The organism is Vibrio sp. 10N.247.310.24 (assembly GCF_041467175.1).
GTDB lineage: Bacteria > Pseudomonadota > Gammaproteobacteria > Enterobacterales > Vibrionaceae > Vibrio > Vibrio tasmaniensis_A.
In genome coordinates this window covers 31300-46747 of sequence record NZ_JBFSUD010000005.1, presented here as the reverse complement: position 1 = coordinate 46747, position 15448 = coordinate 31300, and the positions used below count along the sequence as shown (strand labels likewise).

Here is a 15448-nt window from a genome sequence, read left to right as displayed (position 1 = left end):
TAACATTTAGCGTAGTGGAGTTTTTTAGAACAGCAAACTGCAAACGTTAATTGTTTCGCTCTGGTTCCTAAAGAATTGCCAATAAAAAAGCGCAGACCTTTCGGTCTGCGCTTTTATTAGTTTTTAAAACTATTCGGTTTTGTGAACCAGATTAACCCACATTCTTACGTGCGTTTTGGAACATACGCATCCAAGCGCCATTCTCGCCCCAACCTTCTGGAGACCAAGAGTTAGCAACCGTACGGAATACACGCTCTGGGTGAGGCATCATGATAGTCACACGGCCATCCGTCGTTGTTAAACCAGTGATAGCGTTTGGCGAACCGTTCGGGTTGTTCGGGTATTGCTGCGTTTGGTTACCGTTGTTGTCAACGTAACGTAGGGCAACTGTACCTGAGTTTTCAATCGCGTTTAGGTGGTCGTTATCACGCACTTCTACGCGGCCTTCACCATGAGAAACAGCGATTGGCATACGAGAGCCTTCCATACCGTTGAAGAACACAGAATCTGACTTCTGAACTTCAACGAGGCTGAAACGTGCTTCAAAACGCTCAGATTCGTTGCGAACGAAACGTGGCCAGTACTCAGCACCAGGGATTAGCTCGCGCAGGTTAGACAGCATCTGACAACCGTTACACACACCTAGAGAGAAGGTATCTTCACGCTTGAAGAAGTTTTCAAACTGGTCACGCGTAGAGTCGTTAAACAGAACCGACTTAGCCCAACCTTCACCAGCGCCCAGTACATCACCGTAAGAGAAACCACCACAAGCAACAAGGCCGTTGTATTCTTCTAGTACCGCTTGACCCGTTAGGATGTCGCTCATGTGAATATCAGTTGCTTCGAAGCCTGCACGGTCAAATGCGGCTGCCATTTCAACGTGAGAGTTAACACCCTGCTCACGTAGAATCGCCATTTTAGGCTTAGCGCCCGTGTTGATGTAAGGAGCAGCAATGTCTTCATTTACGTCGAAGCTTAGTTTCACGTTCAGACCTGGGTCTGAGTTGTCTTTCTTCGCTTCGTGCTCTTGGTCTGCACAGATTGGGTTATCACGTAGACCTTGCATCTTGTGCGTAGTTTCAGCCCAAAGAGTACGTAGTTCAGTACGGTTACGCTCAATCACTACAGACTCGCCAGACTTAATCACTAGCTCATCAGATGCTTCAACAGAACCAATTACGTGTGAACACGCTTCTAGGCCATTGGCTACAAGAGTAGAAAGAACTGCGTCTAGGTCGTCGTTACGAACTTGAATTACCGCACCTAGCTCTTCGTTGAATAGTGCTGCTAGCGTATCTTCGCTGTTCTCTGATGCAGATAAAAGCGCTGCAATATCAGCGTTAACACCACAGTGACCTGCGAACGCCATTTCAGCTAGCGTTACGAATAGACCGCCATCGCCTTTATCGTGGTAAGCGACAACTTGGTCGTTCGCTACAAGTGCTTGAACGCCTTCGTAGAAACCTTTTAGTTGTGCTGCATTGTCTACGTCTGCTGGCTTGTCACCAAGCTGCTTGTAAACTTGCGCTAGTGCTGTAGCACCCATACGGTTTTTGCCGTTACCTAGGTCGATAAGAACTAGTGAAGTATCACCTTTGTCAGTGCGAAGCTGAGGCGTAATTGTCTTACGAACATCTTCAACACGTGCAAATGCAGTGATAACAAGAGATAGCGGAGACGTTACTTCTTTCTGCTCGCCGTTCTCTTCCCACTTAGTCTTCATCGACATTGAGTCTTTACCCACAGGGATAGTAAGACCCAGTGCCGGACATAGCTCTTCACCCACGGCTTTAACCGCTTCGTAAAGACCTGCATCTTCACCAGGGTGACCTGCTGGAGACATCCAGTTAGCTGACAATTTAATGTGTTTGATATCGCCGATGTTGGTCGCTGCGATGTTAGTGATTGCTTCACCAACCGCTAGACGAGCTGACGCGCCAAAGTCTAGAAGTGCTACTGGCGTACGCTCACCAAGAGACATAGCCTCACCGTGGTAAGAGTCGTAACTTGCTGCAGTTACTGCGCAGTTAGCAACTGGAACCTGCCATGGACCAACCATTTGGTCACGAGCTACAAGGCCTGTTACCGAGCGGTCACCGATAGTGATAAGGAATGTTTTCTCAGCCACTGTTGGTAGGCGAAGAATACGGTCAACCGCTTCGTTTAGTTCGATACCAGAACGGTCAATCGCTGGGTTGTTCGCTTTTAGCGTTTTCGCGTCACGGTGCATCTTAGGCGTTTTACCTAATAGGATGTCCATAGGCATATCGATTGGCGTGTTGTCGAAGTGTGAATCTTCTAATTTAAGATCACGCTCTTCCGTTGCTTTACCAACCACGGCGTAAGGTGCACGTTCACGTTTACAAATCGCGTCGAACGTTGCCATGTCTTTATCAGCAACCGCCATTACATAACGCTCTTGAGATTCGTTACACCAGATCTCAAGTGGGCTCATGCCCGGCTCATCGTTTGGCACGTCACGTAGGTTAAAGATACCGCCACGCTCGCCGTCGTCTACTAGCTCAGGAAGTGCATTCGAGATACCGCCCGCGCCCACATCGTGGATAAATGCGATTGGGTTCGCATCACCAAGCTGCCAACAACGGTCGATAACTTCCTGACAACGACGCTCCATCTCTGGGTTTTCACGTTGTACAGAAGCAAAATCTAAGTCTTCAGAAGAAGAACCAGAATCCATTGAAGATGCAGCACCGCCACCAAGGCCGATGTTCATTGCAGGACCGCCAAGAACGATTAGGCTTGCACCTACTGGGATCTCTTTCTTCTGAACATGATCATCACGAATGTTACCTAGACCACCAGCCAGCATGATTGGCTTGTGGTAACCACGTACTTCTTCACCTGCGTGAGAGTTTACTTTCTCTTCGTAAGTACGGAAGTAACCTAATAGGTTTGGACGACCAAATTCGTTGTTGAATGCTGCGCCACCAAGAGGACCTTCAAGCATGATATCCAAAGCAGTAACGATACGGCTCGGCTTACCAAAGTCAGTTTCCCAAGGTTGAACGAAGTTCGGAATTTTCAGGTTAGATACAGAGAAAGCAACCAGACCTGCTTTTGGCTTACCACCAATACCTGTCGCGCCTTCATCGCGGATTTCACCGCCTGAACCTGTTGATGCGCCCGGCCATGGAGAGATTGCCGTTGGGTGGTTGTGCGTTTCAACTTTCATCAAGATGTGTGTTTTTTCTTGGTGGTAGTTGTACTGGCGAGTTTCTGGATCTGGGAAGAAACGACCCACTTCAGAACCTGTCATTACCGCTGCGTTATCTTTATAAGCAGACAGAACGTGCTCTGGTGTCGTTTCAAAGGTGTTCTTAATCATCTTGAACAATGATTTTTCTTGCTTAACGCCATCGATAGTCCAATCAGCGTTAAAGATCTTGTGACGACAGTGCTCTGAGTTCGCTTGTGCAAACATCATTAGTTCGATGTCAGTCGGGTTACGACCTAACTTCTCGGTGAAGCTTTCAAGAAGGTAATCGATCTCATCTTCTGCAAGTGCAAGACCTAGGGTAACGTTTGCTTTTTCAAGCGCTTTACGTCCGCCAGTTAATAGGTCAACTTCCGCATAAGGAGCAGGCTCAGCCACGGTAAATAGTGCCGCCGCTGATTCGAAGTCAGTGAAAACCACTTCCATCATACGGTCGTGCAGGATTGCTTTCAGCTCAACAAGTTGAAGCTCAGAAAGTTCAGCAGAGGTTTCAATGTAGAAAGCAGTACCGCGCTCTAGACGTGACACTTTAGCCAGTCCACAGTTGTGTGCGATATCTGTTGATTTTGAAGACCAAGGCGAGATAGTGCCCGGGCGTGGCGTTGCAAGCAGCAGTAAACCTTCAGGTTCATGCTCTTCAATCGTTGGACCGTAAGTCAGTAGCTTTTCTAGCTTCTCAACTTCAGACTCATCTAGGTCTGCCGTTAGATCAGCAAAGTGGGCAAACTCAGCGTAAATACCTGTTACAGGTAAGCTTAATTCACGACAAAGCTCTAAAAGCTTGTTAACACGAAACTCAGATAGAGCTGGGGAGCCACGCAAAATTCTCATGTGCTTAGGTCTCTTATGCAGTTGATTAAGGTAGTATTGGAATAAATTCAGTGGGTTATAGGAACAACCTAACTGTTTTCTTCGAAGCTATTCCCGAAGGTTGCCAAACCTATGCCGATTCCACCTCTTCAATGCGAGCGCATTATAAAGCATTTCTTTTTGTGACGTAACACCAAAAGCAACCGTTTGCGTGATTTTTTTTATCTTTATGCGTAAATGGTACTTTTGCTGCATTTATCAGCACTTTTACAACTGTTTAAATAAACCTGCTTTGCCAGCCTTGCGGGGTTTGGTATAAAGGGGCTTCCACTTTTCGAGATTTCATTTTGATGCCTAAATTTACGCTCATCTTTTCGTCTAAGTTCCTTCTGCTTGCCATTGCCCTAGTTGGGTTGGCTGGATGCCAGATTGAGTCAGAACCTAAAAGTGTCCTTGAGCAGATACGAGAGCGAGGCGTTCTTCGCGTCGGCACCCTAAATAACCAACTCTCTTATTACATTGGTCCCGATGGCCCTGCTGGTTTGGATTACGAGTTAGCTCGTGAATTTGCGCAGGAGCTTGGTGTACAGCTTGAGATTAAACCCGCTTACCGTTTATCCGGCCTCTTTCCAGCCTTAAAGAAAGGCGAGATCGATCTTATCGCGACAGGGTTAACGCAAAACAATAACCTGACACGCGCTTATCGCGCTGCGCCCGCCTATTACTATGTAAGCCAGCAAGTGGTGTATAAAAAAGGACAGTGGCGCCCAAGAAACCTTCAACAACTGATCAAGTTCGAGAATAAGCGTCAAGCTGATTTCGTAAAAGCACAAACTGAATCAGAAGAAACGGCATCTACCGAAACATTGACGCCATCTTTGGTGGTAGTGAAGGACTCACATTTTGAGCCAACGCTAAAACAGATCCAGAACAAGCACGATGACTTTATCTACGATGCAATAGGTAATGCTGACATCAATGACCTGCTAAAAGAAGTGTCGACTGGTGAACGCTTGTTTACTGTTGCGGACTCGATTGAGCTGTCACTCGCACAACGTTTATACCCAGACGTAGCCTTAGCTTTTGAACTGACAGAAGATCAACCTATCTCTTGGTATTTACAGAAATCTGAAGATGAAAGCCTTTATGCATTACTGATTGAGTTCTTTGGTAATCTAAAACAGTCTGGTGAACTGGCTTCACTGGAAGAAAAATACATCGGCCATATCGGCACTTTTGATTACGTTGATACTCGTGCATTTATCCGTGCATTGGATAGCAAGCTGCCAAAATGGTCGCCACTATTTCAGAAATATTCTCAAGAATTTGACTGGCGCTTGATTGCCGCTTTAGCATACCAAGAGTCACACTGGAATCCTGTTGCACGCTCTCCAACCGGTGTTCGAGGCATGATGATGCTGACACTGCCTACTGCGAAGAGCGTTGGTGTAACCAATCGTCTCGACCCGAAACAGTCGGTACAAGGCGGTGTTGAATATTTACGTCGTATCGTGAATCGAGTGCCCGACTCAATCACTCAGCATGAAAAGATCTGGTTTGCGCTTGCCTCATATAACGTAGGTTACGGGCACATGATGGATGCTCGTCGCTTAACCAAAGCACAAGGCGGTGATCCTGATGCTTGGGGTGATGTGAAAGACAGGCTTCCTCTGCTAAGACAGAAGAAGTACTACAGCAAAACTCGTTACGGGTATGCGCGTGGTGATGAAGCAAGGAATTACGTTGAGAACATTCGCCGTTATTATCAGAGCATTATTGGCCATGTAAATAAGCGTAATAAAGAGGAAGAAGCGAGCCTTGAAGGTTTGGTAGTTATCCCACCTCTAGAGGTATCAGATGCTGAATCAACAATCAGTGAAACTGAATCCGCAGTGAACGACGCTGAGTCTTCCAAATAAAAGAAAAAGAGCAATGCCATTTAGCATTGCTCTTTTTTATTGCATCACGATAAATGACCAAAACAAACAAAACGCCTGCGATATCCAGAGTGTCATATTGCAGTAACAATCGAACTTTATAACGTCACACCATAAGCGACATAATGCTCTGTTGCATTCAGCTCTTAGCCATCACGATAGTGGTTCAGAAAGCCAACGCTAAGTTCGTGGCAAAGCTTATAAGCAAATAACCACTATAATTAAAACTGAAGTCATACTTACAAAGCCAGACGACAAATAGGAAATCGTTGAAATGATGAAGAACAAACTGAAATCGAAACGCCTTGATAAGACCGTTGCTGCCAACCGTCGTAAGCGTATGCTTTCAAATAATAAGAAGAAGATCATTTGGCGCAACCGTGCTTTCATGCAGATGATTGCTGAGTAAAAGTAATGACCAACTAAGTTTGCTTGGCACTCTTATGATTGAGAGTGCCGAAAGATCGCTGCTATTTTTTGTTACAGACCTTGTTCTTATTGCTGACCTTATTATTGTTACTTGCCTTATCGGATTCTAAACGCTGCTCTTCCTGCAAACGCTCAAGCTTTCGCTTCTCTTTAATCTCTTTTCTACGACGTTTAAAAAATGCCTGTAGTTGTTCACGACACTCTTCCTCTAACAAACCATGCTCAACATCGGCATAGTGGTATGAGGCTTGGCTTTCAAAGAGATTCAATACCGTACCCGCCGCACCCGCTTTTAAGTCTGGAGCACCAAACACAATACGCTTTACTCGGCTGTGTAATAAGGCACCCGCGCACATTGGGCAAGGTTCTAAGGTGACATACAAGGTGGTATCAAGTAAGCGATAGTTTTCCAAGGCTTGACCTGCTTTACGCAAGGTTTCGATTTCTGCATGTGCGGTTGCATCGTGGCAGCCAATCGAGCGGTTCCATCCTTCAGAGATAACCTCCCCATCTTTCACTAGAACAGCACCAACGGGAACCTCTCCCTCTTTTTCTGCTTGCTTAGCTACCTCGATGGCGCGTCGCATGAAGATTTCATCTTGAGGGCTGAATTGATGGTCTGACAAAGGGAGCTCCAGAAAACAAAGGATAAAAACGAAAATAGGTATGCGGTGAAGCATACCTAATCTTCGTGATAATGAACAATAAAGAGAGAAGAGGCAATGAACAATCGCCGCTTACTGATTAGGCGGATCGCTAGCTATTGGCGCCTTCTATGTCATCGGCTATTTGCGTCGCTTTGATACTCACAATGCGATTGTTCTCAACAGAGATAACTTCAAACTGCCACTGCTGGTATTGAACAACTTCACCTGCATCAGGTAAGCGCCCTATTAACCAAGTCACTAGGCCATTCAACGTTTGGAAGCTCTCGCTTTCACCCTCAAAATCCGACAGCTCTAAGCGGTTTTTCAGTTCACTGATAGGAATCAATCCATCCACCAGCAATCCATCTTCCACTTGCTCTGTCCAAAGATCTTTAGGGTTGTTCGATAACTCACCAGCAATCGCCTCTAGGATATCGTAATGAGTCACAAGGCCTTGAACATCGCCATATTCATCAACAATGAATGCCATCTCTGTACCCGACTCTTTAAAATAGCCAAGCAGACGTAAAGCCTTCATCGATTCTGGAACATAGATCGGAGAGCGAGATAGCCCCATGATCACTTGAATATTTAAATTGCCCGCCTGATTCAATAAGGCTTTGGCTGACACCGTACCGACCACTTTATTTAGGTGGTCTTGGCACAATGGAAACACACTATGCTTTGAACTGCGCAGCTTTTTAAATATCTGCTCAACCGGTTGGCTAATATCCAGAAAGTCGACGTCTCGACGTGGCGTCATCAACGAGCTCACCAAACGGTCATCAAGCTGTAAGATATTGCGAATCATCTCTTGCTCGCCACGTTCAATCACACCAGATTCCGAGCCTTCTTTCACGAGTGCATGAATATCATCTTCCGTCACACTGTCTTCTTCGCCACCACGTCCCATTAACTTGAGAATACCTTCCGTAGAAGCAGACAACGCAAACACAAACGGCGTCGCAATTTTAGATAACCAGAAGATAGGCAGCGCGACTAGCACAGCAATATTTTCAGCTTGAGATTGAGCAAAACGTTTTGGCACTAGCTCACCTACAACAATCGCGAAGTAAGTAATACCCACAACGACTACCGTGGTAGACAGGATATTCGCTTGTGTTGGATCGAGTCCCCACAGTTCAAGTTGAACGGCCAGTGGAGCAGAAAGCGTCGCCTCACCCACAATACCGCTGAGTAGGCCGATTACCGTAATACCGATTTGAATGGTTGAAAGGAAGCGGGTTGGATTTTCTTTGAGCTCAAGAGCAACCTGAGCGGAGCGATGTTTTTCGGCTAAGCGTTTCAGCCGACTATTCTTTGCTGCTACCAGTGCAATCTCTGACATGGCAAACAGACCATTTAAAACAATTAACCCTACTAAAAGCAGAATCTTCATGTGGCTTGGATTTCCTAAATTTACCGGCCAACAATTAGCCGTAATCCGGAGTATAAGCTGAGTGCCTTTATTTTGAATATAAAAAGTTTTGGATATAGAAAGTTTGGGATATAAAAAGTCTTGGATAAAAAAAACAGAAAAAAATAGCAAAAAAAAGCCCGCACATTTCGGTGCGGGCTTAGCAATGAATAAAGCTTAATTTTGCTTAGTTCAATCTTACATTGTGTAAGTGTAAGGAGCTTGGATACCTAGCGGGATACCAAGAGCCCAGTAACCTAGCAAGAAGATAGACCAACCGATTAGCATAGCAATCGAGAATGGCATCATTAGAGAAGCTAGAGTACCGATACCTGTCGACTTAACGTAACGTTGACAGTAAACAACAACCAGTGGGAAGAACACCATCAGTGGAGAGATGATGTTAGACACTGAATCGCCTACACGGTAAGCCGCTTGAGATAGCTCAGGAGAGATACCCACAACCATTAACATAGGAACTAAGATAGGACCAATCAGTGCCCACTTTGCTGAAGCTGAACCTACAAGAAGGTTAACTGAAGCCGTTAGTAGAATCATACCAACAACCGTTGCTTCACCAGGAAGATCCATTGCTTTCAAGCCTTCAGCACCGTAAAGCGCCAGCATAGTACCGATGTTTGATTGAGCAAATGCTGATAGGAACTGAGCACAGAAGAACGACATTACAATGTATGCGCCCATCGTTGCCATCGTCTCAGACATTGCTTTGATAACATCATTACTATTCTTGAAGGTACCCGCTACACGGCCGTAGACGATACCCGGAATAATAAACAGGATGAAGATCAGAGGAACGATAGACTTCATTACTGGTGCTGAGAACGCCGTTAGTTCGCCTTCTGGTGAACGAAGTGCTGAGTTTTCAGGCATTAGAGCCGCGATAAGCAGACCAATACCGGCAACCATTGCCCAACCAGCGAATTTGAATGCTTTAGATTCAATGGCTGTAAATGTACCTAGATCAGGTGCTTGTTCTGCATCTTCATCGACAGGCGTATTAGCAAGACGAGGCTCGATGATTTTCTCTGTAACGTACCAACCAATTGCCACAATTAGAATTGAAGACAAACCAGTAAAGAAGATGTTCGCTAGAGGGTTGATCACGTATGCAGGGTCAAGAACGTTTGCCGCTGTTTGAGTGAAACCTGCGAGTAGCGGATCAATACCTGAAGGAATGAAGTTCGCTGAGAAACCACCGGATACACCAGCAAACGCTGCTGCAATACCCGCTAGAGGGTGACGACCCGCAGCGTGGAAGATGATACCGCCAAGAGGGATTACTAGAACGTAACCTGCATCTGCTGCTGTGTGAGACACGATAGCAACAAGAATTAGCATTGGCGTTAGCAACTTAGCTGGCGTGAAGTTAAGCATCTTCTTAAGGCCAGTCGTAATGAAGCCTGAAGAGTCAGCAACGCCAACACCTAGCATAGCAACAAGTACGATGCCTAGCGGTGCGAAGCCTGTGAACGTGGTAACCATATTCGCTAGGAAGCTAGCAAGCGCTTCACCAGTAAGTAGGTTGTTTACTTCAAGAGCAGCACCCGTTTGAGGGTTGATTAAGTCGAATGAAAGATTCGATAAAAGTGCAGATGCTACCCATACAATAACTAGAGCCCAGAAGAACAGAATTGCTGGATCTGGAATTTTGTTGCCGGCGCGTTCAATGAAGTTTAGAAAGCGGTCCATACCACTGTTCTTCTCAGTCGATGGTGCTTTTTTTACGGCTTGGTTACTCATTGTAACTCCATATGTGATGTTGTTTGTTTAGGCCTAATATAAGTTTTGACCATGGCCTATTGGTACAGCACATATTCTATTAAAGTCGCTGTTAAAAAGCACAAGGTTCCACATCATTTTCCATAAATGGAGACATATTTTGCAAAAATGCTGTACAACAGCAACAATATAAAAACACAAAAAACACCATTCCATATACAGAGTTTTAACTGGCACGTAAACAATGTCCGAGGAGTGAAAACTATCAGTAAAGGAGAAGCGTAGGGCTTGGCATGCAGTAAACGTTTGCTTAATAGATCAATCAAATTCACTGTATTTGGAGAGCATAGTTTCGAGGCGAATGCTTTGCGCACGGTTCATGCGATCTTGCCATGCAACAGTCACCGTAATGTTTTTCAAAGCGTGAGACAAGGCACCACTGGCATTTGTCACCTCACAGCTCATCGTATACCCAGAGCCCGACAAACCAGATAAAGGATCCGAACTTGTCGCATTGCGACAGTAGTCCGCTTGATTGAGATCCGTAAAAAGGATTAACCCTACAGCTCCCCCCACATCCGATACACGAGTTCGATAATACTCCATCTGCCTTTCAGCAAAGTGAAGCGCTTCTACACTGTGCAGCGCGTAATCCGATTTTTGTTCTGCATAGACCTGTAGCTTAACCAACCCTAGCGAAGCGATACCGATCAATAGAAAAGAGATCAGGACCTCTATCAAGCTAAAACCTGAATTTTTATAAGTCATTCCATGATCCCTTTTTCCATTTGGCTTTCAAAGGAACACTATGGGGGTTGTATTCGCCTGTGTAATCTAAGTTAATCGAACCTTGAATTGTCGATAACCCGCCTACTGAATCAAAGAACATCCCTCCCTTGGGAAAAAAAGAAGCAAATCCAATATAAACCGAATTGCTCTGCACTAAGCCGGCGATAGGTATCGTATTTGGAACTTTGGCCCATAAGCCGCTCAATAGGTCCGTATCAACATCAGGTGAGGCTGGTTCGTCGTATATGATCATATCATTTAGGTGATAAAAGGAACCATCAAACACACTTGCATTACCGTTCGCAACGATGCCATCTTGAATCACTAATGAACGTGGAGTAATAACACCGGGGATAGGTTCTACCACATTAATTGGTGGGTGATAGACCACGCAATCACCTATCACCCACACCTTATCTTTGCCACTAGTAAAGGCGTTATTAATCGCTTGGCTACACTTATTACCTTGATACTTCCCATTGACTAAATCAATGTGCTTGGGGGGAGATACAGTCCTGTCAATGAGGTCAATCACATGATAATCACGCTTAATCTGGTCAATATTTTCTGGCGTTTTAGATACCCCAAAGTAATTAGAGAAAGTATCGATGGCTGGGTCAAATTTGAAATCTGATTGAAAAGCATTTGAAGGCAATGACCCAACTGAATCAATGGTTGCATTGCGGCTAATATCGGTTGTCGGTTGGCAAGACTCAAAGGTAGGAAAAGGAGGGAGGCCGCCCGTAGGTGTGATTGTCTTTAAACGCCCGCCGCCTTGGTTTTTATAGATCACACTATCTAAGAACCGAACAGACACACATTCGTTAATACCACCGACCGCAGTAAGACTAATATCTGGGGTAATATCGATATTGTGATCAGAAATAAACTCCAAACTCGAATTGGTTTGCATCGCCCCTAGCCCCGACGAATTGTTAAAACTTATCTCTTTGTTGAGAGATAAATAGTGAGCACTCGACACCAATATATTCGGTGTTAGGTTATCTGATTTCAACGTGAGGACTTTCGACTGCTGACAGTGATTCATTAAATCATTGGGAATAGCCGTGAGATCATTTTCAGCTATATAGGTAAAACCACACTCCAACCCAGCCTCCGCGTTCCAATGAGCTTTGCGAACTTGAACTTCATTCTGCGCGACCTTAATTTGATGAAAAACACTGCGATAGGTGCCCAAAGTAACAATTAAAGCACTCAACACTAAAACAGATGTGATTAACAACGTAGCTACTCCAGCTTGCTGCTTTACCGAGGTCATAGCCAATTCCTTTGCTTAACGGTTATAGCGACGCCTTTAGAGATCCCAGCACTCGGAATTGACGCAACAATATTCAAATCAGTGAGCGTAGTGCTCACCCCATTTTTGCTCAACACTTGTGAGGATATTGATAAATCGTCGACGGAAATAATGCTATCGTCGAAAAGTGAGTAGCATGAGGTAACTTGATCATGAGCTAAAATGTTCCCTGGAGTAAGAACGCCCTTTTCACAAACTTTCAATCGAGTCCCCTCCTTTTTATACACGATATTCCTGTAATTTTTTCCGTCAGTTGATCCCTCTTTCAAATAGACGAACCCCACCTCAACACCACCGCTAACATGAATCGTATTAACGGCATCTAATAGCTTCAGGGATTCACCATTTGAACCATCGTAGCCTGCTCGTTGAATATCTTCTTTCATTACCTGCATCGTGCTCGTAAGGTTTTGCAGCAGCAATAGCTCAATGCCTTTATCTTTGGCTATTCTGTGCCCCGTCATAAATACGCTGCCGATAATAGCAATCGCGAATACACCAATAACGGAGGTGACCATCAGTTCAATGAGAGATGCGCCCTTTTGCTTTCGCAAGCTTCTACTGCGGGCCTTAGCAAGCATAGTAACCATACTGATCGCCTGATTCGCCGCACACTTTAATTCGCCCCGGAGGGCTAGATAGTTTAATCAAAAGCCGGTCGGTTGAAGCACTTTTAGGAGCCAAGTAAATCGTACCTCTGGCAGGCCTTCCTCTTACACTTTCAAAGCTGATTTTTGAGCCTGTATAGTTATGAGAAAACGATAAATCTCGAAACGGTTCTCCCGACAACATCAGCAATGTGTCACCAGACAGATCTTCCGTAGGCTTCAACCATACTGTCCACTCCCCCGTAGATTGCTCTTCATTTTTAGCCGTCGAGAAATGTACCCAGAGTTTTTGATTTCTTTTCACAGACTCAGACTTTGCCTGTACTAAGAAACCATTCAACTCCCCAGCAAGGCGCTGTATCTTGACTGTTTGGGTGACTGAACTAAAACTCGGAGCAGCCGTCGCTACCAATATCGACAGTATCGACACCGTTATTAACAGCTCTAATAAAGTAAACCCGCGAGTCATTTCCCAAATTCCTATGTAATCAGGTGCGTAAGCATATTTAATCTTGCACCGATGCTACCACCCGAGAAAAATGGACAGGGTTATGAAAGGAAACTACTCGTGAAGATTCGAATAAAAAGATGTAACAACAACAATTTAAGTATGAAAGGAATGACACTGATCGAAGTATTGATCGCTGTTGCCATTGTAGGAGTACTCAGTGCAATAGCTTATCCAAGCTACACAAACCATGTTTTAAAATCGCATCGAATGACAGCGATAGGAGATATGGCAAAAATTCAACTTGAACTTGAGAGTGCTTACGCCGGAAATTATGCCACTGCTGCTGGAAACATAGTTTCGGGAGGGACGTGCTCGTTTTGCGATACCGATACAAGCAGGTACACACTAACAATTTCGGCTAGCAGTACCTCATACTCCATTCAAGCAGAACCACACGCACCACAGACAAATGATGACTGCTTAGACTCACCGACTGATATTCTGGAGTTACATCACTCAGGTGTTTCAGAGCCTCAAGCGTGTTGGAAGTAACAAGAAGAGACACTAAAGCCTCTAGGGGGTGATCTGAAAAATTTCGATTATTTTTGCTATGAGCTTCTTTTATACCAATCAAAAAACACAAATCTATAGACACAAAAAAGCCTGCTACATGAGCAGGCTTTTCTACTTTTATCATTAAATTGAAGTATCAATAATTTAAAGATCAACAACTTAACGTGTCAATAACCTATTTATCTAATCAGTTGATTACTTAGTTAGGTCATCAAAGAAGTTTTTCACGCCGCTGAAGAAACCTTCAGATTTTGGCTTGTGCTTGCTTGCAGCTTCACCACAACATGTTTCTTCAAATTCACGCAGTAGTTCTTTTTGACGAGAGCTTAGCTTAACCGGTGTTTCAACCACTAGCTTAACGATTAGGTCACCCACACCGCCGCCACGAACGCCTTTCACACCTTTGCCACGCATACGGAACATACGGCCCGTTTGTGTCTCTTCAGGTACTTTAAGGTTTACACGGCCATCTAATGTAGGAACTTCAACTTCACCGCCTAGCGCTGCCATTGTGAAGCTAACTGGCACTTCACAGTAAAGGTTGTTGCCGTCACGCTCAAAGATGTTGTGCTCTTTTACGTGTACTTGTACGTACAAGTCGCCAGCTGGAGCGCCGTGCTCTCCTGCTTCGCCTTCGCCAGATAGACGAATGCGATCACCAGTATCAACACCTGCTGGGATCTTAACGTTAAGCGTTTTCGTCTTCTGTTTGCGACCTTGACCATGACATGAGTTACATGGGTCTTTGATGATCTTGCCTTTACCGTTACAAGTAGGACAAGTCTGTTGAACCGCAAAGAAACCTTGGCGCATTTGTACCTGGCCGTGGCCATGACAAGTACCACACGTTTGTGCAGAAGAACCCGCTTTCGCGCCGCTACCATCACAAATGTCACATTCAACAAGTGTTGGTACTTCAATCTCTTTAGATACACCACGAACGGCTTCTTCTAGAGAAAGCTCCATGTTGTAACGCAAATCAGAACCACGTTGAGCACGCGCTTGACCGCCGCCACGACGACCGCCGCCGAAGATATCGCCAAATACGTCACCGAAGATATCGCCGAAGTCACCTTGGCCACCGCCGCCGTAACCGCCGCCACCCATGCCACCTTGTTCAAAAGCTGCGTGGCCGTATTGGTCGTAAGCTGCTTTCTTTTGAGCATCGGTTAGGATCTCGTACGCTACTTTTACTTCTTTAAATTTATCTGCTGCGCTTTCATCACCCTGATTACGGTCCGGGTGGAATTTCATCGCTAAGCGTTTGTACGCTTTTTTAATATCGCGCTCTGATGCATCGCGGCTTACGCCTAATACTTCGTAAAAATCACGTTTTGACATGTTCTAGGTCACCAAAATAATTGCTACTGCCGAATGATCACTTCAGCAGTCTGTGTATCAATCTAGATAAAAGTTCTGTCGGCTGAAACGCCGAATAAAGCTATTATCTAGATCGACAAGTCTAAATACAAATTTACGGGCGTGAGAGTTACC

The 15448-nt window shown here is 45.0% G+C and carries 12 protein-coding genes; 3 read left to right on the top strand and 9 right to left on the bottom strand.

The features are described from left to right. Positions 1-151: 151 nt before the first annotated feature. A complete protein-coding gene (gene purL / locus AB6E08_RS02755) occupies positions 152-4066 on the bottom strand; it encodes a phosphoribosylformylglycinamidine synthase (protein WP_372066133.1) in 3915 nt (1304 codons plus the stop codon). 329 nt (positions 4067-4395) lie between these two features. Here purL and mltF point away from each other — a divergent pair, with 329 nt between their 5' ends. Together mltF and AB6E08_RS02745 are read left to right on the top strand one after the other, a co-directional pair. Continuing rightward, the gene (gene mltF, locus AB6E08_RS02750; protein WP_032499857.1) at positions 4396-5964 is read left to right on the top strand and encodes a membrane-bound lytic murein transglycosylase MltF; all 1569 of its coding nucleotides are present in this window, start codon (positions 4396-4398) and stop codon (positions 5962-5964) included. A 292-nt stretch (positions 5965-6256) separates the two neighbouring features. Then, the gene (locus AB6E08_RS02745) at positions 6257-6391 is read left to right on the top strand and encodes a hypothetical protein (RefSeq protein WP_010438952.1); all 135 of its coding nucleotides are present in this window, start codon (positions 6257-6259) and stop codon (positions 6389-6391) included. Positions 6392-6452: 61 nt separating this feature from the next. Here AB6E08_RS02745 and tadA read toward each other — a convergent pair whose 3' ends face one another. From tadA to AB6E08_RS02710, 7 genes are all read right to left on the bottom strand, one after another. Beyond that, on the bottom strand, positions 6453-7091 hold the full coding sequence (tadA, locus tag AB6E08_RS02740; RefSeq protein WP_065678527.1) for a tRNA adenosine(34) deaminase TadA: 639 nt from the start codon (positions 7089-7091) through the stop codon (positions 6453-6455). A gap of 76 nt (positions 7092-7167) precedes the next feature. Then, positions 7168-8457 (bottom strand): hemolysin family protein, encoded by a 1290-nt coding sequence (locus AB6E08_RS02735; protein ID WP_012603343.1) that lies wholly within the window; start codon positions 8455-8457, stop codon positions 7168-7170. Between the two features lie 216 nt (positions 8458-8673). Next, positions 8674-10236, bottom strand: a complete 1563-nt coding sequence (locus AB6E08_RS02730) for an AbgT family transporter (RefSeq protein ID WP_372066138.1) — start codon at positions 10234-10236, stop codon at positions 8674-8676. Positions 10237-10533: 297 nt separating this feature from the next. After that, on the bottom strand, positions 10534-10983 hold the full coding sequence (locus tag AB6E08_RS02725) for a prepilin-type N-terminal cleavage/methylation domain-containing protein (protein ID WP_371703286.1): 450 nt from the start codon (positions 10981-10983) through the stop codon (positions 10534-10536). Continuing rightward, positions 10973-12283 carry a hypothetical protein gene (locus tag AB6E08_RS02720; RefSeq protein WP_017098040.1) on the bottom strand — a complete coding sequence of 437 codons (1311 nt, stop codon included), beginning with the start codon at positions 12281-12283 and terminating at the stop codon, positions 10973-10975. Before AB6E08_RS02720 ends, AB6E08_RS02725 begins: the two co-directional genes overlap by 11 nt. Then, complete coding sequence (locus AB6E08_RS02715) at positions 12280-12912, bottom strand: PilW family protein (RefSeq protein WP_372066142.1); 633 nt, start codon at positions 12910-12912, stop codon at positions 12280-12282. Before AB6E08_RS02715 ends, AB6E08_RS02720 begins: the two co-directional genes overlap by 4 nt. Next, positions 12893-13399: a GspH/FimT family pseudopilin gene (locus AB6E08_RS02710; RefSeq protein ID WP_372066145.1), complete on the bottom strand. Its 507-nt coding sequence runs from the start codon at positions 13397-13399 to the stop codon at positions 12893-12895. The genes AB6E08_RS02715 and AB6E08_RS02710 overlap by 20 nt, the downstream gene beginning before the upstream one ends. Positions 13400-13450: 51 nt before the next feature. On the opposite strand from AB6E08_RS02710, the gene AB6E08_RS02705 reads away from it, so the two are divergent. After that, on the top strand, positions 13451-13933 hold the full coding sequence (locus AB6E08_RS02705) for a type IV pilin protein (RefSeq protein WP_017103931.1): 483 nt from the start codon (positions 13451-13453) through the stop codon (positions 13931-13933). Between the two features lie 216 nt (positions 13934-14149). Here AB6E08_RS02705 and dnaJ read toward each other — a convergent pair whose 3' ends face one another. Then, positions 14150-15295 (bottom strand): molecular chaperone DnaJ, encoded by a 1146-nt coding sequence (dnaJ, locus tag AB6E08_RS02700; protein WP_017103930.1) that lies wholly within the window; start codon positions 15293-15295, stop codon positions 14150-14152. Between the last annotated feature and the right edge of the window lie 153 nt (positions 15296-15448).